This is a genomic window from Microbacterium sp. OVT16B (assembly GCF_019969705.1).
Lineage (GTDB): Bacteria > Actinomycetota > Actinomycetes > Actinomycetales > Microbacteriaceae > Microbacterium > Microbacterium natoriense.
In genome coordinates this window covers 3000679-3022023 of record NZ_JAHXZA010000001.1, presented here as the reverse complement: position 1 = coordinate 3022023, position 21345 = coordinate 3000679, and the positions used below count along the sequence as shown (strand labels likewise).

General features: G+C 69.8%; 22 protein-coding genes. 16 read left to right on the top strand and 6 right to left on the bottom strand.

The genetic code is table 11. The features are described 5' to 3' along the window. Nucleotides 1-7: 7 nt before the first annotated feature. Nucleotides 8-688, bottom strand: coding sequence for a low molecular weight phosphatase family protein (locus LC438_RS14285; RefSeq protein WP_105672689.1), 681 nt, complete (start codon nucleotides 686-688; stop codon nucleotides 8-10). After that, on the bottom strand, nucleotides 685-1632 hold the full coding sequence (locus LC438_RS14280; RefSeq protein WP_105672690.1) for a Ppx/GppA phosphatase family protein: 948 nt from the start codon (nucleotides 1630-1632) through the stop codon (nucleotides 685-687). The genes LC438_RS14285 and LC438_RS14280 overlap by 4 nt, the downstream gene beginning before the upstream one ends. 36 nt (nucleotides 1633-1668) lie before the next feature. Here LC438_RS14280 and coaA point away from each other — a divergent pair, with 36 nt between their 5' ends. Together coaA and glmS are read left to right on the top strand one after the other, a co-directional pair. Then, the gene (coaA, locus tag LC438_RS14275) at nucleotides 1669-2613 is read left to right on the top strand and encodes a type I pantothenate kinase (protein ID WP_105672691.1); all 945 of its coding nucleotides are present in this window, start codon (nucleotides 1669-1671) and stop codon (nucleotides 2611-2613) included. A gap of 141 nt (nucleotides 2614-2754) precedes the next feature. After that, nucleotides 2755-4602 carry a glutamine--fructose-6-phosphate transaminase (isomerizing) gene (gene glmS / locus LC438_RS14270; protein ID WP_105672692.1) on the top strand — a complete coding sequence of 616 codons (1848 nt, stop codon included), beginning with the start codon at nucleotides 2755-2757 and terminating at the stop codon, nucleotides 4600-4602. 199 nt (nucleotides 4603-4801) lie between these two features. Here the strand turns inward: glmS and LC438_RS14265 are convergent, their stop codons facing one another. Then, nucleotides 4802-5635, bottom strand: a complete 834-nt coding sequence (locus tag LC438_RS14265; protein WP_105672693.1) for a DUF559 domain-containing protein — start codon at nucleotides 5633-5635, stop codon at nucleotides 4802-4804. 257 nt (nucleotides 5636-5892) lie between these two features. On the opposite strand from LC438_RS14265, the gene LC438_RS14260 reads away from it, so the two are divergent. The 11 genes from LC438_RS14260 to LC438_RS14210 all read left to right on the top strand — a co-directional run bounded on the left by LC438_RS14260 (nucleotide 5893) and on the right by LC438_RS14210 (nucleotide 15401). Next, nucleotides 5893-6252 (top strand): holo-ACP synthase, encoded by a 360-nt coding sequence (locus LC438_RS14260; protein ID WP_105672694.1) that lies wholly within the window; start codon nucleotides 5893-5895, stop codon nucleotides 6250-6252. After that, entirely contained in the window at nucleotides 6249-7355 is a 1107-nt protein-coding gene (alr, locus tag LC438_RS14255; RefSeq protein ID WP_223586965.1) for an alanine racemase, read from the top strand. The genes LC438_RS14260 and alr overlap by 4 nt, the downstream gene beginning before the upstream one ends. Then, the gene (tsaE, locus tag LC438_RS14250; RefSeq protein WP_223586964.1) at nucleotides 7352-7837 is read left to right on the top strand and encodes a tRNA (adenosine(37)-N6)-threonylcarbamoyltransferase complex ATPase subunit type 1 TsaE; all 486 of its coding nucleotides are present in this window, start codon (nucleotides 7352-7354) and stop codon (nucleotides 7835-7837) included. Before alr ends, tsaE begins: the two co-directional genes overlap by 4 nt. Continuing rightward, nucleotides 7834-8619 carry a response regulator transcription factor gene (locus LC438_RS14245; RefSeq protein ID WP_223586963.1) on the top strand — a complete coding sequence of 262 codons (786 nt, stop codon included), beginning with the start codon at nucleotides 7834-7836 and terminating at the stop codon, nucleotides 8617-8619. The genes tsaE and LC438_RS14245 overlap by 4 nt, the downstream gene beginning before the upstream one ends. A gap of 184 nt (nucleotides 8620-8803) precedes the next feature. Continuing rightward, complete coding sequence (locus LC438_RS14240; RefSeq protein ID WP_223586962.1) at nucleotides 8804-10393, top strand: HAMP domain-containing sensor histidine kinase; 1590 nt, start codon at nucleotides 8804-8806, stop codon at nucleotides 10391-10393. Further along, on the top strand, nucleotides 10390-11547 hold the full coding sequence (locus tag LC438_RS14235) for a hypothetical protein (protein ID WP_223586961.1): 1158 nt from the start codon (nucleotides 10390-10392) through the stop codon (nucleotides 11545-11547). The genes LC438_RS14240 and LC438_RS14235 overlap by 4 nt, the downstream gene beginning before the upstream one ends. After that, nucleotides 11544-12155 (top strand): tRNA (adenosine(37)-N6)-threonylcarbamoyltransferase complex dimerization subunit type 1 TsaB, encoded by a 612-nt coding sequence (gene tsaB / locus LC438_RS14230; protein WP_105672699.1) that lies wholly within the window; start codon nucleotides 11544-11546, stop codon nucleotides 12153-12155. The genes LC438_RS14235 and tsaB overlap by 4 nt, the downstream gene beginning before the upstream one ends. Beyond that, on the top strand, nucleotides 12152-12643 hold the full coding sequence (gene rimI, locus LC438_RS14225; protein ID WP_105672700.1) for a ribosomal protein S18-alanine N-acetyltransferase: 492 nt from the start codon (nucleotides 12152-12154) through the stop codon (nucleotides 12641-12643). Before tsaB ends, rimI begins: the two co-directional genes overlap by 4 nt. Next, nucleotides 12640-13704 (top strand): tRNA (adenosine(37)-N6)-threonylcarbamoyltransferase complex transferase subunit TsaD, encoded by a 1065-nt coding sequence (tsaD, locus tag LC438_RS14220; protein ID WP_105672701.1) that lies wholly within the window; start codon nucleotides 12640-12642, stop codon nucleotides 13702-13704. The genes rimI and tsaD overlap by 4 nt, the downstream gene beginning before the upstream one ends. Next, nucleotides 13701-14165, top strand: a complete 465-nt coding sequence (locus LC438_RS14215) for a hypothetical protein (RefSeq protein WP_223586960.1) — start codon at nucleotides 13701-13703, stop codon at nucleotides 14163-14165. The genes tsaD and LC438_RS14215 overlap by 4 nt, the downstream gene beginning before the upstream one ends. 45 nt (nucleotides 14166-14210) lie before the next feature. Continuing rightward, nucleotides 14211-15401, top strand: a complete 1191-nt coding sequence (locus LC438_RS14210) for a hypothetical protein (protein ID WP_223586959.1) — start codon at nucleotides 14211-14213, stop codon at nucleotides 15399-15401. Here LC438_RS14210 and LC438_RS14205 read toward each other — a convergent pair whose 3' ends face one another. After that, nucleotides 15402-16607: a class I SAM-dependent methyltransferase gene (locus LC438_RS14205; protein ID WP_263295179.1), complete on the bottom strand. Its 1206-nt coding sequence runs from the start codon at nucleotides 16605-16607 to the stop codon at nucleotides 15402-15404. Between the two features lie 142 nt (nucleotides 16608-16749). Here LC438_RS14205 and groES point away from each other — a divergent pair, with 142 nt between their 5' ends. From groES to LC438_RS14190, 3 genes are all read left to right on the top strand, one after another. After that, on the top strand, nucleotides 16750-17046 hold the full coding sequence (gene groES / locus LC438_RS14200; RefSeq protein WP_017203655.1) for a co-chaperone GroES: 297 nt from the start codon (nucleotides 16750-16752) through the stop codon (nucleotides 17044-17046). Nucleotides 17047-17199: 153 nt separating this feature from the next. Beyond that, entirely contained in the window at nucleotides 17200-18135 is a 936-nt protein-coding gene (gene rarD / locus LC438_RS14195; protein WP_105672705.1) for an EamA family transporter RarD, read from the top strand. Between the two features lie 144 nt (nucleotides 18136-18279). Further along, nucleotides 18280-19539 (top strand): ABC transporter substrate-binding protein, encoded by a 1260-nt coding sequence (locus LC438_RS14190; protein WP_105672706.1) that lies wholly within the window; start codon nucleotides 18280-18282, stop codon nucleotides 19537-19539. A gap of 105 nt (nucleotides 19540-19644) precedes the next feature. On the opposite strand, the gene LC438_RS14185 is transcribed toward LC438_RS14190, so the two are convergent. After that, on the bottom strand, nucleotides 19645-20382 hold the full coding sequence (locus LC438_RS14185; RefSeq protein ID WP_105672707.1) for an ABC transporter ATP-binding protein: 738 nt from the start codon (nucleotides 20380-20382) through the stop codon (nucleotides 19645-19647). After that, nucleotides 20379-21341: an ABC transporter ATP-binding protein gene (locus tag LC438_RS14180; RefSeq protein ID WP_223587479.1), complete on the bottom strand. Its 963-nt coding sequence runs from the start codon at nucleotides 21339-21341 to the stop codon at nucleotides 20379-20381. The genes LC438_RS14185 and LC438_RS14180 overlap by 4 nt, the downstream gene beginning before the upstream one ends. Nucleotides 21342-21345 lie beyond the last annotated feature (4 nt).

The following is a 21345-nucleotide window of genomic DNA, read 5'->3' as shown; positions in this document are numbered from 1 at the left end:
CGGCCACTCAGAGCAGCGCGGCTCGCAGGACTCTGGCGACCTCGTCCACGGCGGGGATCAGCTGCGACGCGGACTCCTCGTACACGGCGCGATCGCGACGATACGGGTCGATCACATCGTCGTCCTGCGTTCTGGCGGGGGGCATCTGCCCTCGTCGCCCAGCGACGAGCGCGAGCACGGCCGCGAGGCGCGCACGCGGGGCCGTGCCCGCGGCATCCGCGGTCCGGCGGATGGCGTCGTCGTCCAGAGCAGTGGAGAGCGCGGCGAACTCCCGCACGGTGAACGCGCGCCGCAGAGCCGAGGGAGCGAGCTCGACGGACGCGGTCCGGTGCTCGCGGGACATGGCGAGGACGAGGTCGGCTCCCGCGACGATCGGCTCGGTCAGCCACCGCGCGCGGTGGGTCACGACGTCATCGGGGGAGGCTCCGTGCGCCACGGCGATCTCCTGCGACATGCCCGTCATCTCGGCGCCGACCGGCGCGTGCGTGCCTGCGCTGTGCACGGTCGCGTCGACCCCGTGCAGGCGGGCGCGGAGCACGGTCTCCGCCAGGGGGGACCGGCAGATGTTGCCCGTGCAGACGGTGAGGATCACGGGCGTCCCGGAGTCCGCCGACGCATCGGAGGACCGGTCGAGCGCCCGCGGCGCGCTCCGGTCCGCCCGCGCGTCGAAGGAGTCGAGATCCTTCATCGCCCCGCGCCGCTGCTCCAGTTGAGCTGCTCGATGTAGCGCAGCAGCACGCCTTCGCGCAGCGCCCACGGCGAGACCTCCAGCTCGTCGATGTCGAGCACCGTCATCGCGGTGTGCAGGGAGACGGCGGCAGCGACGATCTGGAACGTGCGGTCGGGCGTAATGCCGGGCAGCTCCTGACGAGCGGATGCGGGGAGGCGCGCCAGCCGGGGGATCCAGGACCCGAGGGATGCGCGGGGCAGCAGCATCCGCTCGATCCCCGACCAGCCGGGTACCGGGTAGCCGACGAGCCGCGCGAGCGAGCGGATCGCCTTCGAGGAGCCGACCACGTGGTCGGGGCGGGGGAGCGACGCGAACCGGGGGAGGATCTCGGCGAGCGTCGCCCTGGCGTGCTCGCGCAGACGCTCGACGTCGTCTTCGCCCGGCGGGTCGTTCGGAAGGAACTGCACGGTCATCCGACCGGCGCCCAGGGGGACGGATGCCGCAGCATCCGGCATCTCGTCGCCACCGGCCGCGATCTCGAGAGAGCCGCCGCCGATGTCGAGCAGCAGGAGCTGCCCGGCCGACCAGCCGAACCACCGTCGGACGGCGAGGAAGGTCAGCTCGGCCTCGGTCTCTCCGTCGAGCACCTGCAGCGGCTGGCCGAGAGCCTTCTCGATGCGCGCGATCACGTCGGCGCCGTTGTGGGCGTCGCGCACCGCGCTGGTGGCCGTCGCGAGCAGCTCGTCCACCCGCTCCTCCGCGGCGACCCTGCGCGCCTGCGTGACCGCGGCCTCGAGTGCCAGGACGCCCTCTTCGGAGATCGCGCCGTCCGGGGTGAGATAGCGCATGAGCCGCAGCACGGTGCGGTCGCTCGTCGTCGCGAGAGGCCTCCCGCCGGGGCGGACGTCCGCCGCGAGCATATGGACGGTGTTCGATCCGATATCGAGGACTCCCAAGCGCACGGGAAGAGACTACCGGTGCCCCGTTACGATGTATGCGTGACCACCGTCGACCCCACGCTGCCACTGTCTCCGTACCGGGAGATCGATCGCGCCGAGTGGGCGCGGCTCGCGGCAGGTCTCGATCAGCCGCTCACCGAGACCGAGGTCGTCGAGCTGCGCGGCATCGGCGACCGGCTCGACCTCACCGAGGTCCGCGAGGTGTACCTCCCGTTGAGCAGGCTGCTCAGCCTGTACGCGACGTCGACCAAGAAGCTCGGCGCGGCGACGTCGTCCTTCCTGCAGGAGGACGACTCCACCACGCCGTTCGTCGTCGGCGTCGCCGGCTCCGTCGCCGTGGGCAAGTCGACCATCGCCCGACTGCTGCGCGAGCTGATGAGCCGCTGGCCGGGCACGCCCCGCGTCGAGCTCGTCACGACCGACGGCTTCCTCTACCCGAACGCCGAGCTCGAGCGCCGCGGCCTCATGGACCGCAAGGGGTTCCCCGAGTCGTACGACCGCAGATCGCTGCTCCAGTTCCTCACCGAGGTGAAGAGCGGTGCGCCGGAGGTCCGTGCGCCCTTCTACTCGCACATGCGCTACGACATCGTCCCCGACGCCCACGTCGTGGTGCGCCGCCCCGACGTGGTGATCGTCGAGGGCCTCAACGTCCTGCAGCCGCCGCCCGCGCCGAACGACGTCGCCGTGAGCGACCTGTTCGACTTCTCGATCTTCGTCGACGCCGACACCGCGCACATCGAGAAGTGGTACGTCGACCGCTTCCTCGCGCTGCGCCAGGGGGCGTTCTCGAATCCGTCCTCGTACTTCAACGTGTTCGCGCACCTCACCGACACCGAGGCGATCACCACGGCGCTCGGGTACTGGAACGAGATCAACATGCCGAACCTCGTCGAGAACGTGATGCCGACGAAGCATCGAGCGCGGCTCGTCCTGAACAAGGGCGTCGACCACTCCGTCGAGAGCGTGCTGCTGCGCAAGCTCTGACCGACTCTTCCTCCGCCTTTCCGGTCGTCGAGCATCCGCCTCCCGGTCGTTGAGCGAGCACAGCGAGTCGAAGCGCGGCCTCACGCGACATCCGCTATTCGTTCGGAATCCTGCCAAAAGTGTGCGCTTACCCTTGAGGGTATGTGTGGAATCGTCGGATACGTGGGCCCGCGCCCCAGCCAGGACATCCTGCTCGCAGGACTCGCTCGCCTCGAGTACCGCGGCTATGACTCCGCGGGCGTCGCCGTCATCGACGACGCCGGGACGCTCGGGATGCGCAAGAAGGCCGGCAAGCTCAGCGCCCTGCGCGACTCGCTCGCCGAATCGGCCCTGCCCGACGGCAGCACCGGGATCGGGCACACCCGCTGGGCGACGCACGGTGGACCGACCGACGTCAACGCCCACCCGCACCTCGCGGACGGCGACAAGCTCGCCCTGATCCACAACGGCATCATCGAGAACTTCGCCACGCTCCGTGACGAGCTCCTGGCTGACGGCGTCGTCTTCCGCAGCGAGACCGACACCGAGGTCGCCGCCGCGCTCCTCGGCCGCGAGTACGCGGGCAACGGGGGAGACCTGCAGCTCGCCTTCCGCAGCATCGTGAACCGCCTCGAGGGCGCGTTCACCCTCCTCGCGATGCACCAGGACCACCCGGGACTCGTCGTCGGCGCTCGCCGCAACTCCCCCCTCGTGATCGGCCTCGGCGAGGGAGAGAACTTCCTCGGCTCCGACGTCGCCGCATTCGTCGAGCACACGCGCAAGGCCCTCGCGATCGGTCAGGACCAGATCGTGTCGATCACGCCGGATGCCGTCACCGTTACCGACTTCGCCGGGACCCCGGTCGAGGCCGAGCCCTTCGACGTGTCGTGGGATGCCGCCGCCGCCGAGAAGGGCGGATGGTCGTCGTTCATGGCCAAGGAGGTCGCGGAGCAGCCGGAGGCCGTCGCGAACACGATCCGCGGTCGCATCCACGACGGCCAGGTCGTCATCCCCGAGCTCGACGGTCTCGATGAGCTCTTCGCGGGGATCAACCGCATCATCATCACGGCGTGCGGCACCGCCGCCTACTCGGCTCTCGTCGGCAAGTACGCGATCGAGCAGTGGGCGCGGATCCCCGTCGACGTCGAGCTCGCCCACGAGTTCCGCTACCGCGACCCGGTGATCGGCGCCGACACGCTCGTCGTCTCGATCAGCCAGTCCGGCGAGACCATGGACACGCTCATGGCCGTCAAGTACGCGAACGAACGCGGCGCGCGCACGCTCTCGATCTGCAACACGCAGGGTGCGACGATTCCCCGCGAGTCGGATGCCGTCGTCTACACGCACGCCGGACCGGAGGTCGCGGTCGCGTCCACCAAGGCGTTCTCCGCGCAGATCACCGCCCTGCTGCTGCTCGGCCTCCACATGGGCCGCGTCCGCGGAACGGTCGCCGACGCCTCCGTCGACGTCGCCGAGCTGCAGGCGCTCCCGGAGAAGATCGCCCGCGTCCTCGCGGAGGAGCAGGACCACGTGCAGCAGCTCGCCGGCTGGATGGCCGACACCCGCTCGGTGCTCTTCCTCGGCCGCCACGTGGGCTTCCCGATCGCGCTCGAGGGCGCGCTCAAGCTCAAGGAGATCTCCTACATCCACGCCGAGGGCTTCGCTGCCGGCGAGCTCAAGCACGGCCCGATCGCACTGATCGAACCGGGGCAGCCCGTGTTCGTGCTCCTGCCCTCGCCCCGTCACTCGGCGCTCATCCACTCGAAGGTCGTCTCGAACATCCAGGAGATCCGCGCTCGCGGCGCCCGGGTGATCGTGGTCGCCGAAGAGGGGGATGCCGCCGTGCTCCCGTTCGCCGACGAGGTCATCCGCATCCCGCTGGCCGGGGCGATGTTCGAGCCGCTGCTGTCGGTCGTCCCGCTGCAGATCTTCGCCATGGCTCTCGCCACCGCGAAGGGCCTCGACGTCGACCAGCCGCGCAACCTCGCGAAGTCGGTCACGGTCGAGTAGACCTCCTGCGGGATTCGTCCGATGCTGAGGCCGGGTCCGCGTCGCTTCGTGCCGCGGGCCCGTGCTGCTTTGTCGGCTCGGAGCCCCGACTGTCGGCCTGACCGGGCCCACCGCGCCGACAGAGTGGCCTCAGCGCCGACAGAACGACGCGACAGAGGCGTATGAACGGCGCGCAGGGCGGACCGTGCGCGGCGCGGAATCAGCGCGCGGCGCGGAGGAGGGCCTGCTCGATGGCGGCGACCACGCTCGGCCACTCGTGCACGACCATCGCGTAGTCGAATCGCAGGGTTTCGAATCCCAGGGCGGATGCTGCGGCATCCCTCACCAGATCACGGTGCCTCCGGTCGACGCCGGCGTGATTCTCTCTGCCGTCGACCTCGAGGATCAGCCGGCGTCCGACGACGAAGTCGACCCGGCCGACGCCGGCGATGTCGACTTGGCAGTCGAGTCGGATGCCGAGCAGGTGCAGTCGGAGCCGTAGGAGCGACTCGAGCCCGCTCTCCGCATCGGGGCGTGCGAGATCGAGCATCCATTCGGCGGAGCGGGGCAGGGCGGTGCGGATCCGTGCGCGGTCGTGGGCGTCGATCAGCCGTTTGTTCCACGCCGATTCGTAAGCGGCGAAGAACGCCTCCCCGTCGATGCAGCGATAGGCGTGGATGAGGCAGTCGGCGACCGGCGCGAGTCCGAGGGCCGATCTCCCGACGGAGAAGTGCACGCTGCAGGCGCAGTCGGGGTGCGCATGCGCGCGTCCGGCCTTGCCGAGCCAGACGTGGATCGATCGGTCCGACTCAGGCAGCACCCAGACTCCCCACGCGCGCAGGGCGGAAGCGCAGGTGAGCGCCCCTCCATGCGCCGCCGCAGTGACGATGTCGGGGTCGAGGTCCGGGAGCGCGTACACCCCCTGACGGACCCGATTGATGCGGCCGGCATCGGCTGCTCTTCTGACCTCGCTTCTGGAGCATCCGTACTGCTGGATGCGGGAACCGTGGCTGATGCCGCCGAAGCGCTCAAGCAGGTATGCAGGATCGAACATCCTCCGAGCATCCGTCCGTTTCCGTGTCCGTGGCGGCTCGGAGCGGCGTTGTGGACGGATTCCGGGATCTTCGCGATTGTGGACGACGAGTCGTGCGACGTGGGGAAGGTGAGTCGAGCGACGCTCTGGCGGCTCAGATCACGGAGTGTCTGCGGAACCCGGGCCTCTCAGCCGACAGCAAGGCCTTCGCGCCGACGAACGGAGGGCGCGAAGAACACGGAGGGGATGCCGGAACCGGCGCCTACTAGGCTGAACGGGTGATCATCGGGACCGGCATCGACCTCGTGGACATCCCGCGATTCGAGCGGACCATCGAGCGCACGCCCAGACTGCTGCAGCGCCTCTTCACGCCGAGCGAGCAGACCCTGCGGCTGCCGTCGCTGGCCGCGCGCTACGCCGCCAAGGAGGCGCTCATCAAGGCGCTCGGCGGCTCGGACGGCGTGCACTGGACCGAGATCGAGATCGCATCCGAGGCCTCAGGTCGACCCCGGTTCGTGCTCAGCGGCACGACCGCCGCCGTCGTCGACGAGCGCGGCATCACCACGCTGCACCTGACCCTCACCCACGACGCAGGCCTCGCCGCCGCGTTCGTCGTCGCCGAAGGAGAGCCGCTGTGACCGTTCCGTTCCGCGAGGCGAGCATCGACCTCGGCGCCATCAGCGACAACGTGCGCCACTTCACGAGGCTCACCGGCGTGCAGGTCATCGCCGTCGTCAAGGCCAACGCCTACGGACATGGCGCCGCGGCCGCGGCCGTCGCCGCTCTGGCCGGGGGCGCGACCCGACTGGGGGTCGCGGAGATCCCCGAGGCGCTCGATCTGCGACGACAGGGCATCACGGCCCCGATCGTGGCGTGGCTGCACGCTCCGGGGGAGCGGTTCGAGCAGGCGGCCGCGCAGGGCATCGAGCTCGGGATCTCGTCGTTCGACCAGCTCGAGGCCGCTGCCAGGGCGGCCGACGTCGACCATCCCGTCGGCGTGCATCTGAAGTTCGAGACCGGGCTGTCGCGCAACGGCATCGCCCCCGCCGACTGGGGCCGTGTGCTCGCGGAGGCCGCTCGGCTGGAGCGCATCGGACGTCTGCGAATCGTGGGGCTCTTCAGCCATCTCTCCAACACCTCTCCCGAGGACGACAGGGCGGCTCTCGCGCGGTTCGAGGAGGGCGTCGCGACGGCGGCCTCCTTCGGCATCCGCCCAGAGATCCGGCACATCGCGGCCACCGCCGCCGCCATCGACCTGCCGGAGACGCGCCTCGATGCGGTGCGCATCGGCATCGGCATCTACGGCGTATCGCCCTTCGAGGAGCGCACGTCGGCGTCGCTCGGCCTGCGTCCGGCCATGACCCTGCGCGGTTCCATCGCGGCTGTGCGCAGGGTGCCGGCCGGCACGGGCGTCTCATACGGCTACGCCCACCGCACCGATCGGGACACGACCCTGGTGCTGGTGCCGCTCGGGTACGCGGACGGGGTTCCGCGGAACGCGTCCGGCCGGCTTCCGGTGTCGATCGGGGGGCGCCGTTTCCTGAACGCGGGACGCATCGCGATGGACCAGTTCGTCGTCGACGTCGGCGACACCCCCGTCTCGATCGGCGACGAGGTCGTGCTGTTCGGCGACCCCACGCTCGGCGTCCCGTCGGCGGCGGAGTGGGGGGATGCCGCGGATACGATCGGCTACGAGATCGTCACGCGCATCGGCGCCAGGGTTCCGCGGAGGACCACGTGAGCGTCGACCCTTCCCTCCTCGGACGTCGGGAGATCGAGACCGCAGACGACATGGAGGAGCTCGGGCGGACGCTCGGGGCGACTCTGGAGGCCGGGGACCTGCTGATCCTCACCGGTCCGCTCGGTGCGGGAAAGACCACCTTCACCAGGGGGCTGGCCGAGGGACTCGGGGTGCGCGGACCCGTGCAGAGCCCGACGTTCGTCATAGCGCGCACGCATCCGTCGCTCGTCGGTCGCGCACCGCTCGTGCACGTCGATGCCTACCGGCTCGGCTCCGGTGCGGAGCTGGAAGACCTCGATCTCGATCTCGCACGGTCCGTCGTGGTCGTCGAGTGGGGCCGGGGCATGGCCGAGGATCTCGCCGACGCGTGGTGGGACGTCGAGCTGGAGCGACCAGTCGGGCGTGCGGACGGCCTCGACGCGTCCGAGCTGGACGCCGACGCTCCCAGGATCGTGACGATCGCTCGAGAGGAGCGTCGATGAGCACCGTCTCGGAGTCCGCGCGCGTCGCCGTCATCATCGAGGACGACGTCGACGTGCAGACGCTGCTGGACGAGGTCTTCCGCGCCGCAGGGTTCGAGACCGTGCTGGCGGGTTCTGCGCCCGAGGGCATCGCCGCCGTCGTCGCGCATCGCCCCGTGATCACGACGCTCGACGTGAACCTGCCGGGGATGGACGGCTTCGAGGCCGCGCGACGGATCCGCGAGGTCAGTACGACGTTCATCATCATGCTCTCCGCGCTGTCGGAGGAGCCGGACGTCGTCCTCGGCCTCTCTGCGGGGGCCGACGACTACCTCGTGAAGCCCGTCCGCCCGCGCGAGCTGCGCGCCCGGATCGAGGCCGTGATGCGTCGTCCGCGCTTCGAGGCGCCGCCCGTGCCCGGGTCCCCCTCCGGCGGAGCGACGATGCCGTCGCCTGCGGCCGGCCTGCAGACGCATCGCGATCTCTCCCTCGATCCCGATACGCACACGGTGCTCGTCGGGGGCGGAGAGGTCGAGCTCACCCCGACCGAGTTCGATCTCCTGGCGACCCTGCTCGATTCGGGACGCCGTGTGCGCAGCAAGGCCGAACTGGCCCTCGTCCTCCGCGGCGACACCGTGGGAGGGGTGTCCGACTACGTCGGCGAGCCCGACAAGCGCACCGTCGAAGCGCACATGACGAATCTGCGTCGCAAGCTCGGCGACACCCCCGCCGACCCTCGCTTCATCGAGACGGTTCGCGGTGTGGGCTATCGCCTCACCTCCGCTGATCTCCCGACCGGCTGAGTCCCGGAGGCCTCGGGCGGTCGAGGCCGCGGTTCCCCAACCGCGGCCCCCAGCCGCGCTCCCCAGCCGCGGTTTCCGTCCCCATCAGGATCGTATTGCCCGCGCCGCCCCCGGCGGACGCAGCATCCGCCTTCTTTGAGTAATCTTGCGAGAACGTTGAGGATCGAGGGAGAGGCGGTCGACGATGTCCCGCACGCTGTCGATCTGGCGATGGCAGCTGATCTTCACGGGCAGCATGCTCGCGGTCGTCGTGGTGATCGCCGCCTTCGCGCCGCACACCCTCGGGAACCCGCTGGTGGCGGTGGCGCTCATCGTTCTCGTCGTGACCACCCTGGCGACGCTCATGGTTCCGTGGCCACGCATCCCGCAGTCGATCGTCGTCGCGGTGCCGCTTCTCGACGCGCTCGCCGTTGGTCTGGCGACGAGCGCTCCCGGCATGCGCATCGAGCTCCTCTGGGTGTTCCCGGTCGCCTGGCTCGCGTCGTACTTCGCGCTGCCGTGGGTGTTCGCGGGCATCGGCTTCATCAGCGCGTGTCTTCTCCTCTTCACGAGCCGCAGCGGAGAACCCGCCGACGTGCTCGTGCGCGTGCTCATCGTCGTGCTGACGCTGAGCTTCCTCGGCACGACGATCCGCATCGGCGCACAGCGCTCGCGGGCCGCGAGACGGCTCCTGCAGCGGCAGTCCGAGCAGGCGGAGAGGGCCGCCGATCGTGCGCAGACCCAGGAGCAGCGGGTCACGCAGGTGATCGACGCCCTGGACGTGGCGCTCGTCGTGGTCAACGCGGACGGTCGGATCCTGAAGATGAACGACGCCTATCGCACGCTGTACGGGCGTGATCGATTCGGGGCCGCTCTGCCGTCGACGGCCGTGGAGTACGACGAGCGCAGGGGTGCACCGCTGTCACCAGAGCGGACGACACTGTCGCTCGCGGCACGTGGCGAGGAGCTCAGGAGCGAGCGGATCTGGCTCTTCGATCAGGAGGGGCGGTGGCGCGCACTGCAGGCGAGCACGCAGCGCCTCGCCGACGCGACGGCTCGCGACCGCAGCACCCTGCTCATCATCGACGACGTCACCGCGCTGATCGAGGCCGCCGAGGAGCGGCGCACCCTCACCGCGATCGTGTCGCACGAGCTGCGCAACCCGTTGATGGCGATCCTCGGCCACGTCGACCTCCTGCGGGAGCGGGACGACCTGCCCGGCTCCGTCGTCGCGCAGCTGGAGGTCATCTCCAACGCCAGCGAACGGATGCAGCGGCTGGTGGAGAGCACGCAGGACGAAGCGAGGCGCGCGTCGGAGTCGCTGCCGGAACCGGTCGATCTCCGCCAGGTCGTCGATGCGTCGGCGGCGTCGTACTCGGCGATCGCGAGGAGCAACCGGCAGGAGCTCGTCGTGGAGGGACTCGACAGGCTCGTGGTGCGCGGAGACGCCTTCCGTCTGCGCCAGGTGCTCGACAATCTGCTGAGCAACGCGGTCAAGTACACCCCGGGCGGTGGCGGCATCCGGGTGAGTCTCGGTGCGGACGACGGCGGGGCGGTGCTCACGATCGCCGACACGGGCGACGGGATGACGGCCGACGAGGTCGCGCGGGTCTTCGACCCCTACTTCCGCACCGCGCGGGCCGTGGTCGGGGGCGCCCCCGGCACCGGGCTGGGCATGGGCATCGCCCGCGACATCGTGTCCGACCACGACGGGAGCATCGAGGTGGGCAGCGCTCCCGGCGCGGGAACCCGTGTCACGGTGCGGTTCCCGCTGACCGAGGAGGACGGATCATGAGGGAGCTGACGCACACCGCGATCAGCGTCGACGTCATGACCAGCATGGTCGCGGTGGTGACGGTTGTGACGGTGGTCGTGATCGGGCTCGCGACGCTCGCGCGGCCGAGCAGGGCGACGATCACCTGGGGGGCGGCGTTCGCACTGGGGATGCTCGGCACCTACCTGTGGGTCGGCGGTCTCCAGCTGCATGAGCCGCGTCTGACGGCCGGAGCCTCCGGTCTGCTGCTCTGCTTCGAGCCGCTCCTCTGGCTGGGACTGCGGATGCACAGGGGCGCGCGCCCGCTCTGGTGGCCGTCTCTCGGCTTCATGGTGCTCATCCCGACCGTGCTCGTGCTCGCGGCGGGGACACCGGCGTTCCAGGTGACGTTCCGCCTCTCGTTCCTCAGTGCGAGCGTCTTCGCCGGGCTCGTCGCGTGGGAGCTGATCCGACTGAAGACGGTGTCGCGCGACATCACGATGCCGCTTCTCCTGGCCGCGTGCTCGTTCGTCGTCGTCGCGATCGCCGGCGCCGTCTCCGTGCTGCTGGACAACGGCGTGAGCTCGGGCGAGCAGCTGAGCGTGCTCCGCGGCGTCAACAGCGTGGGCACCGTGGTGACCAGCATCTGCGCGGCGTTCACCCTCGTGCTCCTCGTGCGGTCCGATCGGGTCGCTCCGGCCACGGGCGATGCGGCCGCGCGTGCGGCGCGCAGGCTTCGCAAGGCGGAGGCCCAGAACGACCACTCCTGGTCCGTCCTCGACGTGCGGCTGGACGATCCGCTGGACCTCAGGGAGGCGTCGACGAGCACCGGATATGCGGCGATCGTCGAGCGCTTCCACTCCGACATCGAGGAGGTGCTCCCCGCGAGTGCCGACGCCGATCGCGTCGACGACTCCCACTCGATCATCGTCATCCGCGGGAGCGAAGAGGAGATCCGGCACCACATCCGCGCTCTGCTGCAGCGGATCTCGGCGATCGAGCACGATGCGGGCGCATCCGGGATCCGGGTGTCGGCGAGCATCGGCTGGGCGAGCGCATCGGCCTGGGGGCACGACTACGACGCGCTGGCGGCAGCGGCCGGCACGGCATCGGCGTCCGCCCGCGCCGATGGCGGCGACCGCTGGAAGCGCGCGGAGGAGAACGGCTCAGCATCCCCGGCTACCCTGGAAGCGTGATCCTCGCCGTCGACACCTCCCTCGGTACCGCCGTGGCCCTCATCGACGCCGACGGCGCCCTCCGCGCCGAGGCGGCGACCGCCGACCCGCTCGGGCACGCCGAGGTGATCGGCGATCTGCTCGCCGATGTCCTGAAGGGCGCGGGGGCGGGGGAGATCACCCACGTCGTGTCCGGCATGGGCCCCGGGCCCTTCACCGGCCTGCGCATCGGCATCGCGGCGGCTCGAGCCTTCGCCCTCGGGCGTGGCATCCCCGTGGTCCCGGTGCCGAGCCATCTCGCGGCGGCGCTCTCGGTGTCCGCCGACGGTCCGTTCGCCATCGTCACCGACGCGCGTCGTCGAGAGGTCGCGGTCACGGTGTTCGACGGGACGGATGCTGCCGGCATCCCCACCGTCGTCGCCGACACTGTTCTCGTGCCCGCGGTCGAGGCCGATGCGCACCTGGGCGGCATCCGGCGGATCGACGTGTCTGAACTGTCCGGCGCCGACCTGGCGCGGGTCGCGGCGCGTGCACTCGCGGCAGGACGCGTCCTGGCCGACGACGAGCCGCTGTACCTGCGGCACCCCGACGTCGTGCTCCCCGGAGCGCCGAAGCGGGTGGGATCATGACGCTGCGTCCCGCGACTCCGGCCGATCTCGACGGGATCATGGCGATCGAGAACCGCGCGTTCCCGACCGACGCGTGGAGCGCCGAGTCGATGGCGTCCGAGCTCGCCAGCCCGCACGCCCGCTACCTCGTCGACGAGGTCGACGGCGTGATGATCGGCTACGGCGGTGTGCGGGCGCTGCAGGGCGGGTCGGATGCCGACATCCAGACCATCGCGTTCGACGCCGATCGTCGCGGTGAGGGCCGAGGACGGGCCCTGCTGCGCGCGCTGCTCGAGGCGGCAGTGGGGCGGGGCGCACGAGAGGTGTTCCTCGAGGTGCGCGACGACAACCCCGCCGCGGCGGGGCTGTACGTCTCGGAGGGTTTCGAGGAGATCGGCCGCCGCCCCCGCTACTATCAGCCGGACGATGTGGATGCGATCGTGATGCGCCTCGACCTGCGCGCGTGGGATGCGCGGCGCACCGCGACGCCGAAGGAGCAGACCGCATGACCGCCGCCCCCCTTGTGCTCGGCATCGAGACGAGCTGCGACGAGACCGGTATCGGCATCGTCCGCGGACGCACCCTGCTCTCGAACACGATCGCTTCGAGCATGGACGAGCACGCCCGCTATGGCGGCGTCGTTCCGGAGGTGGCCGCGCGCGCTCATCTGGAGGCGCTGCAGCCGTCGATCGACGCGGCTCTCGACGAGGCCGGCATCCGTCTGCAGGATCTCGACGCGGTGGCGGTCACCAGCGGCCCGGGACTCGCGGGGGCGCTCATGGTCGGCGTCGGTGCGGCCAAGGGCCTCGCGGTGTCGATCGACAAGCCCCTGTACGCGGTCAACCACCTGGTGGGGCACATCGCGGCCGACATCCTCACGGCGGACTCCGCGCCGCTGGAGTACCCGACCATCGCGCTCCTCGTCTCGGGTGGGCACACCTCGCTCCTGCACGTCCGCGACCTCACGACCGACGTCGAGCTGCTCGGCGAGACCATGGACGATGCCGCGGGCGAGGCCTTCGACAAGGTCGCAAGGCTCCTCTCTCTGCCCTACCCCGGCGGGCCCGAGATCGACAGGGCTGCGGCCGACGGCGACCCGAACGCGATCCGCTTCCCCCGTGGCCTGTCCAAGGCGTCCGATCTGGCGAAGCACCGCTACGACTTCTCCTTCTCCGGACTCAAGACCGCCGTCGCCCGCTGGGTCGAGCGCTGCGAGGCCGATGGCGTCGAGGTGCCGGTGGCCGATGTGGCGGCGAGCTTCCGCGAGGCCGTCGTCGACGTGCTCGTGACGAAGGCGCTGGCGGCGTGCGAGGATCTCGGAGTCCCGCGACTGCTGCTCGGCGGAGGCGTCATCGCGAACCGCAGGCTGCGCGAGGTCGCGCTCGCCCGTGCCGAGAAGGCGGGGGTGACGGTGCGCATCCCGCCGCTGTCGCTGTGCACCGACAACGGCGCCATGATCGCGGCGCTCGCCGCAGAGCTGATCTCCTCTGGTCGGCGGCCGTCGACCCTCGCCTTCGGCGCCGACTCGACCCTCCCCGTCACGGAGATCCAGGTGGCCGAGCGCTCATGACCACACCGGACGACGGGCTGCGCGCCCGCATCGAAGGACCCAGCGGCGAGGTCGAGCGCCCGGCGGGGTCTGCTCGTCTCCCCGGCGCCAGACGCGACGCGTACACGAAGCTGCCCACCGGGCCGGTGACCGTGGAGCCGGTCGTCGCCAGCGGGCCGCACCTCGAAGACGACGACGAATACAACGGGTGGGAGCCCTCGGCAGCGCCCGCATCCGTCGACGAGACGCGGCTCGCGCCCTGGGCGCTGCTCGCCGCGATCGTCTCGCTGTGCGCCTCGTTCTTCGTCGGCTGGGTGATCCCGGTCGCGGTGGTGGCCGTGATCGCGGCGATCATGTCGCTGCGGCGTCCGGCCGAGAGCAGAGCCGTCGCGACGTGGGCTCTCGTGCTCGGCCTCGCGGCGACGACGTACAGTCTGGGCTGGCTGGTGTGGGCCGGTCTGCAGTTCGAGAGGTTCGGGTAGCGGATGCTCGACGCCGACCGGACATCGATGTCATCAGGGGGGCCGATGCCGCACGATCATGACGGCGAGGAGCGTCGTGCGCTCCAGCGCAAGGCGTATGGCCGCGAGGCGTCGCTCACGGATGCCGAGGCTCGGCGTCTGCACGAGCTCGAGCACGCCCTCCGCGAGAGCGCCCGCCCCGAGGCCACGGCGGAGCGTTCCGCGCGGACGGCGGTCCGCGACACGGCGCCGGTGGACGGAGCCCGCCTGGACGGCATGCGGGCGGGCGAGGTGCAGCCTCCCGTCACGCGGGGAGTCCTCGACGAGGAGAGCACCGCAGCGGCGTCCGTGGCCGAAGAGCCCATGACCGAGAGCGCGGCAGACGAGGCGGCGCCGGGCATCTGGAGGACTCTGCGGTCGCACGGGAAGCCCGTGGCCGTTGCGTCCGCCGTCCTGCTGGCGATCGGACTCGGCGCGGGTTGGGCGCTGTTCTCTCCGCGTGCGAGCGACATCCCGCTCAGCGCGGAGGAGGTGGAGCGCAAGCTGGAGCTCTACACGGCGCAGAAGTTCGACGACGGCTCGCTGCGCGCCGTCGCGCGCGATGGAGACGCCCTCGTCTGGTTCGCCACCAAGAGCGCGCCGGAGCCGCAGTCGTGCCTGACGCTCGATGTGGGGGAGCAGTCCTCCATCAACTGCGTCACCGATGACGAGTTCGCCACGTTCCCGTTGAACGCGTCGATCTCGGTGCCTTCTGACGAGGGCGGTTCGATGGGTGGGAGCAGTGTGAACGCCACGGGCATGCTGACCACCGCCGGCGAGGTGATGGTCGCGATCAACCGCTGGAACTACGACGATTCCATGCTCGATCAGTTCGAGGGCGAGGAGAAGGTGCGTGCCCAGGCGCTCATCGACGAGGGGTACCAGCCGGGGATGTCCCTGATCGGACACTTCCGCGGAGAGCCCGTGTGGGTCGCCGACCGCTTCACCGACACGGGCTCGATGGAGAGATGCCTGATCGTCGATGTCGTGGTTGCATCGAAATGCGCCGCGCCGGACAACAGCGGGAAGCAGGCGCCGATCCGGCTGAGCTCCGGAGACGCGGATGACTCGCCGTGGTCCCTGACCGTGGAGTTCACCGGCTGGGGCATGCCCTACCTGACGATCACCGAGGGTCCGACCGGCGGATCGCTCGTGGTGATCGACACCGAGTCGGGGGATCCGATCGAGGTCCAGGTCCCCGTGGACCCTGCCGGCTGACTAGGCCGCAGACACCCGGTCGGCGAGGATCGCCAGACGCTCGTCGCCGATGCGGGTGAGGATCAGCGTCGCCGACTCCGCGCCCTTCAGCACGAGCTTCCTGCGGAAGGCCGCAGGGTCGACGTCCATGCCGCGCTTCTTGATCTCCAGGGTGCCGATGCCGTTCCTCTTGAGCACCGCGCTGATCGCCTTGGGATTGGCGGGCATCGTCTCGCGCACGCGGAACGACTGCACGAACGGACTCGTGAGCGCCGCATCCGAGGTGAGGTATGCGATGCGCTCGTCGAGCATGCCCGCCTCCAGGCTGCGGGCGACGTCGCCGATGAGCCGCGCGCGGATGACGGCTCCGTCCGGTTCGTGCAGGAAGGCGCCGAGCGGGCGCACCGGCGCGTCCTCGGCGTCGGCGCCCGCGGTGAGCTCGTAGGAGCGCTCGCCGCGGATGAGGAGCGCCGCTCTGCGAACGCCCTCTCTGGCGAGGACACCGGTCCAGACCACGAGCTCCACGACACTGCCGTCCGCGCTCACCCACTGTGCCTCTGCGTCGGCGGGGAGGCTGTCGCGATCGTGCGCGGGTCCGAGCTTGATGCCGGTCGGCGTGCGCGATGCCACGTCGAAGGCCCAGTCCAGCGACGGTGAGTAGTCGTCGGCCGAGACGCGGCGGGTCTCGCTGTGCCCGGAGGTGCGTCGCGCGGGGTCCATCCAGATCGCGCGAGCGGCGGGCGCGGTCGCCGTGCTCAGCTCCCGGTACGCATCCTCCGCCGTGCTGTGGCGCACGTCCGATCCGAACGGCGCGAGGTTGTACGCGGCGATCGCGGCTGTGACCTCGTCGGCGTCGACGGCCGTCACCTCGAGTCCTGCCCCGGCGAAGGCGAGGGCGTCGCCGCCGATTCCGCAGCCGAGATCAGCGACGCTCGTCAGACCGGCGCTGCGGATGCGCTGGGCGTGCCGTGCGGCGACCCCCAGCCTCGTCGCCTGCTCGAGGCCGGCGCGGGTGAACAGCATCCGCTCGGCGAAGTCGCCGAACTTCGCCCGTGCCCTGGCGCGCAGGTGGGCCTGACCCACGACCGCCGAGACGAGTTCGGGGGAGTGGCCCGCAGCGCGCAGTCGCGACACGGCCCTGGCGGCCTCGCCCGTCGACTCGATCGGCCCGAGGGCGTCGAGGAGCTCGAGTCCGTCGGGGGTGAGCAGGGCGCGCAGCTCGGACATCTCCACCCGTTCAGCTTAGGTCGTGCCCGGCTGGCACTCGCATTGCATGAGTGCCAGCTGAGCGCTTAGACTGGATTAGCACTCTCGGGTTGAGAGTGCGAACAAGTCTTTCGTGTCAGCGTCAAGAAAGAAGAGGTAGACCGTGTCGGTTTCCATCAAGCCGCTCGAGGACCGCATCGTCATCAAGCAGGTCGAGGCCGAGCAGACCACCGCGAGTGGCCTGGTCATCCCCGACACCGCCAAGGAGAAGCCCCAGGAGGGCGAGGTCGTGGCCGTGGGCCCCGGCCGCATCGATGACAACGGCAACCGCGTCCCGCTCGACGTCGCCGTGGGCGACCGCGTGCTCTACAGCAAGTACGGCGGCACCGAGGTGAAGTTCGGCGCAGACGAGTTCCTCGTCCTGTCGGCTCGCGACGTCCTCGCGGTCGTCGTCCGCTGATCCAGCGCACATCGCAGAAGGGGTTCGGATGCTTCGGCATCCGAACCCCTTCTGCATGTCCGGAGCAGTCACGCGGCGATCGATTCCTGCCGAACCGCGGTCGTGGCGGGTGAACACGCGCTCAGCCTCCGCCCACGGGCATAGGGTTGTGCGGTGACCCCTGACGCCCCCGCCCGCACCGGCCAGACCGCGGGGGCCGTCTACGCCGTCGCCGCCTACCTGCTCTGGGGCGTGCTGCCGCTGTACTTCCTGCTGCTGGTGCCCACGGGCGCGTGGGAGGTCGTCGCCTGGCGTGTGCTGCTGTCTTTCGTCTTCTGCCTGATCCTGCTCACCGTCACACGCGGATGGAAGGCCTTCGGCGTCATCATCCGGCAGCCGAAGCTGCTCGGCCTCACGGCGCTCGCGGGCCTGCTGATCTACGTGAACTGGCAGGTGTTCGTCCTCGGCACCCTGAACGACCGGGTGGTGGAGACGAGCCTCGGCTACTTCATCAATCCGATCACCACGGTGCTGCTGGGCGTCTTCGTGCTGCACGAGCGGATCCGCCGGATGCAGTGGGCGGCCATCGGCATCGCCGCCGTCGCGGTGATCGTGATCGTCGTCGCCTACGGGGAGTTCCCCTGGATCGCGCTCTCGCTCACCGCGTCCTTCGGCATCTACGGACTCATCAAGAAGAAGATCGGACCGGCGGTGGATGCCGTGAGCGGTCTGACCCTCGAGTCCTTCTGGCTCATCCCCATCGCGATCGTGCAGCTCATCCTGGTGGCCTTCACCCCCGCAGGCATCACCATGGGGGCGAACGGCGTCCCCCACGCACTGCTGCTGGGCTTCGCCGGCGTCGCGACGGCGGTGCCGCTGCTGCTGTTCGCGGCGGGGACACGACGGATCGACCTCACCATCATCGGGATGATCCAGTTCATCACCCCGATCATGCAGTTCGTGATCGGCGTCGCCTTCCTGCATGAGGAGATGCCTCCCGCACGCTGGGCGGGCTTCATCCTCGTCTGGATCGCGATCGGCGTGTTCGTGGCCGACCTTCTCCTCGCGGGGCGGCGGAGCCGTGGAAGCGGCCCTGCAGAACTCGTCTGAACCTCGGGTGCATCGACGGCGGAACCCGGTGCCGGATCGTTAACGCACCGAAACCTAAGCACCCACTACGCGCTCCTGCCACGCTCTAGGGTTAGAGCACCCGATCGTGGTCGCATTCCACGCTCAGATATCCAAGGGAGCAACATGAACGCACTGAAGGGCTCGCGCGCAGCGAAGGTCCTCGCCGGGGTCGCGCTGGTCAGCGCGTCGGCACTCGTCATCTCGGGCTGTGCGAGCAGCACGCCGTCCGACTCCGGCGACGGCGGCAGCAAGCCGTCCGCCGACCTCACTCTCAAGCTCGGGTCGCTGCTGCCGCAGACCGGCGCTCTGGCCTTCCTCGGCCCGCCCATGGAGTCGGGCGTCGGCCTCGCGGTCAAGGAGATCAACGACGCCAAGGCCGGAATCACCATCGACCTCACTGCCGAGGACGAAGGCGACACCGACACGAAGGCCTATGAGACCTCGATCACCAAGCTGCAGGGTGCAGGCGTGTCCGCCATCGTCGGCGCCGCGGCGTCCGGCGTCTCGAAGCTCATCCTCGACGGCAACGTCGCCGCGGGCATCCTCCAGATCTCGGCCTCGAACACGTCTCCCGACTTCACCACGTGGGACGACAAGGGCCTGTACTTCCGCACCGCCCCCAGCGACCTGCTGCAGGGCGAGGTGCTCGGCAACCTGATCGCCGAAGACGGTCACAAGACCCTCGGCATCATCTACCAGAACGACGCGTACGGCACCGGCCTCAACGACGCCATCAAGAAGACGTTCGAGGGCACCGGCGGCAAGGTCGTCGCCGAGGCGTCGTTCAACGTCGGCGACGCGCAGTTCGACGCGCAGGTCGAGACCATCAAGGCGCAGAACCCGGATGCCGTCGCCATCGTCTCGTTCGACCAGTTCAAGACGATCGCCCCGCTACTGGTGAACGCCGGCATCACGGCCGACAAGTTCTACATGGTCGACGGGAACCTGTCCGACTACGGCACCGACATCCCCGTCTCGCTCGAGGGCGCACAGGGCACCAAGGCCGGCCCCAAGCTCGCCGACGACTTCACGAAGCGTCTGCAGACCTTCTGGACGGGCGAGGGCAACGCCGAGGTGAAGGACTTCACCTACGCGGGTGAGGCGTACGACGCTGTCGTGCTCGTGGCGCTCGCGTCGCTCGCTGCCGGCTCCACCAAGGGCGCCGACATCGCGGCGAAGATGCAGGAGGTCTCGGGCGGCTCCGGCGACGGCGAGAAGTGCACGACCTTCGCCGACTGCGCCAAGATCATCAACTCCGGCAAGGTGGCCGACTACGACGGATACTCCGGCGAGGTCACCTTCGACGAGAACGGCGACCCGCAGGGCGCCACGATCGGCATCTACAAGTACGGCGCGGACAACACCATCACCCGCACCAACTGATATCGCTGAGAAGGCCCCGGATGCTCGCATCCGGGGCCTTCTCCGTGTCCTGCGCGTTCGTCTCGCTCGTAGAGCGAGGAGCGCAGTGACGAGACGGAACGCGTCTCAGGCGGCGTCGGTGCCCAGCGTGCCGAGGTAGAGCCCGATGACCTTGGGGTCGTTCAGCAGGTCGCGCCCCGTGCCCTCGTACGCGTCCTTGCCCTGGTCGAGGACGTACCCGCGGTCGCAGATCTGCAGGCAGCGACGGGCGTTCTGCTCGACCATGATCGTGGTCACGCCGGCCTTGTTGATGTCGGAGACGCGGATGAACGCGTCATCCTGCCGCACGGGGGAGAGGCCCGCGGACGGCTCGTCGAGCAGGAGCACCGACGGGTCCATCATCAGAGCGCGCGACATCGCGACCATCTGGCGCTCTCCACCCGACAGGGAGCCGGCGCGCTGCTTGAGCCGCTTGCCGAGCTCCGCGAAGATGCCGCTGACGAACTCGAGCCGCTCGGCGTAGATCTTGGGGTTCTGGAAGAGCCCCATCTGCAGGTTCTCCTCGATGGTCAGCGAGGGGAAGACGTTGTTCGTCTGCGGGACGAACGCCACTCCGCGCTTGACGAGCTTGTCGGCCTTGAGGCCGACGATGCTCTCGCCGTTCACGGTGATGTCGCCGGAGCGCACGTTCACCATGCCGAAGATCGACTTCAGCAGGGTCGACTTGCCGGCGCCGTTCGGGCCGATGATCCCGATCAACTCGCCCTGCCTGGCCACCAGATTCGCCCCGTTGAGGATGTTCACGCCCGGCAGGTACCCGGCATGGACGTCCTTCAGCTCGACGATCACCTTCTCATCGCTCATGCGCGACCCTCCTCGGGGGAATCGGTCTCTTCCGCGGCGAGCTCCGCCTCGGCTTCGGCCTCGATCTTCTCGCGCAGTCGTGCGGCCGCGGCGTCCTCCAGCACGGGGATGCGACCGGTGACGGCTCCGAGGTCGAGGTCCTGGTGCGCGCCGAGGTAGGCGTCGACGACCGCGGGGTCCTCCATGACGTCCTCCGGCGGACCCTCCGCCACCACGCGCCCCTCGGCCATGACGACGACCCAGTCGGCGATGTGCCTGACCATGTGCATGTCGTGCTCGACGAAGAGCACGGTCATCCCCTGGTCCTTGAGGTCGAGGATGTGGTCGAGCAGAGACTGGGTGAGGGCCGGGTTGACGCCGGCCATCGGTTCGTCGAGCATCACCAGCGTGGGGTCGCTCATCAGCGCCCGAGCCATCTCGAGCAGCTTGCGCTGACCTCCGGAGAGCGCTGCCGCGAAGTCCTTCTCCTTGGCGTCGAGCTTGAAGCGCGCGAGCAGCTCGCGCGCCTTCGTCTCGATCTCGGTGTCCTGCGAGCGCCAGACGAACGGGAAGAGCGAGGCCCAGAAGCCCTCGCCCTTCTGGTGCGGGGCGCCGAGCTTCATGTTCTCGAGCACGGTCAGCAGCGACAGGGATTTCGTCAGCTGGAACGTGCGGACCTGGCCCATCCGCGCGACCTTGAACGAGGGCACTCCCGCGAGGTTGTTCCCGTCGAATGACCAGGAGCCGCTGTTGGGGCGGTCGAACCCGCACAGCAGATTGAAGAGTGTCGTCTTGCCGGCGCCGTTCGGCCCGATCAGGGCCGTGATGGCGCCACGGGGGATCTCCACGTGGTCCACGTCGACCGCGGTGAGACCGCCGAAGCGACGCTGCACCGCGTCGACCACCAGGATCGGATCGACCTTCGCGACGCCGGGCGCCGCAGGTCCCTTCGCGAGGCCCGTCGTCTTCGGACGGCGGATGCTT

What these genes read in the sequence shown, in the direction of transcription:
- LC438_RS14285 (WP_105672689.1), bottom strand. Translation starts at nt 688, where the DNA reads ATGAAGGATCTCGACTCCTTCGACGCGCGGGCGGACCGGAGCGCGCCG.
- glmS (WP_105672692.1), top strand. Translation starts at nt 2,755, where the DNA reads ATGTGTGGAATCGTCGGATACGTGGGCCCGCGCCCCAGCCAGGACATC.
- LC438_RS14265 (WP_105672693.1), bottom strand. Translation starts at nt 5,635, where the DNA reads ATGTTCGATCCTGCATACCTGCTTGAGCGCTTCGGCGGCATCAGCCAC.
- LC438_RS14245 (WP_223586963.1), top strand. Translation starts at nt 7,834, where the DNA reads ATGAGCACCGTCTCGGAGTCCGCGCGCGTCGCCGTCATCATCGAGGAC.
- LC438_RS14240 (WP_223586962.1), top strand. Translation starts at nt 8,804, where the DNA reads ATGTCCCGCACGCTGTCGATCTGGCGATGGCAGCTGATCTTCACGGGC.
- LC438_RS14235 (WP_223586961.1), top strand. Translation starts at nt 10,390, where the DNA reads ATGAGGGAGCTGACGCACACCGCGATCAGCGTCGACGTCATGACCAGC.
- rimI (WP_105672700.1), top strand. Translation starts at nt 12,152, where the DNA reads ATGACGCTGCGTCCCGCGACTCCGGCCGATCTCGACGGGATCATGGCG.
- tsaD (WP_105672701.1), top strand. Translation starts at nt 12,640, where the DNA reads ATGACCGCCGCCCCCCTTGTGCTCGGCATCGAGACGAGCTGCGACGAG.
- LC438_RS14215 (WP_223586960.1), top strand. Translation starts at nt 13,701, where the DNA reads ATGACCACACCGGACGACGGGCTGCGCGCCCGCATCGAAGGACCCAGC.
- LC438_RS14210 (WP_223586959.1), top strand. Translation starts at nt 14,211, where the DNA reads ATGCCGCACGATCATGACGGCGAGGAGCGTCGTGCGCTCCAGCGCAAG.
- LC438_RS14205 (WP_263295179.1), bottom strand. Translation starts at nt 16,607, where the DNA reads ATGTCCGAGCTGCGCGCCCTGCTCACCCCCGACGGACTCGAGCTCCTC.
- LC438_RS14190 (WP_105672706.1), top strand. Translation starts at nt 18,280, where the DNA reads ATGAACGCACTGAAGGGCTCGCGCGCAGCGAAGGTCCTCGCCGGGGTC.
- LC438_RS14185 (WP_105672707.1), bottom strand. Translation starts at nt 20,382, where the DNA reads ATGAGCGATGAGAAGGTGATCGTCGAGCTGAAGGACGTCCATGCCGGG.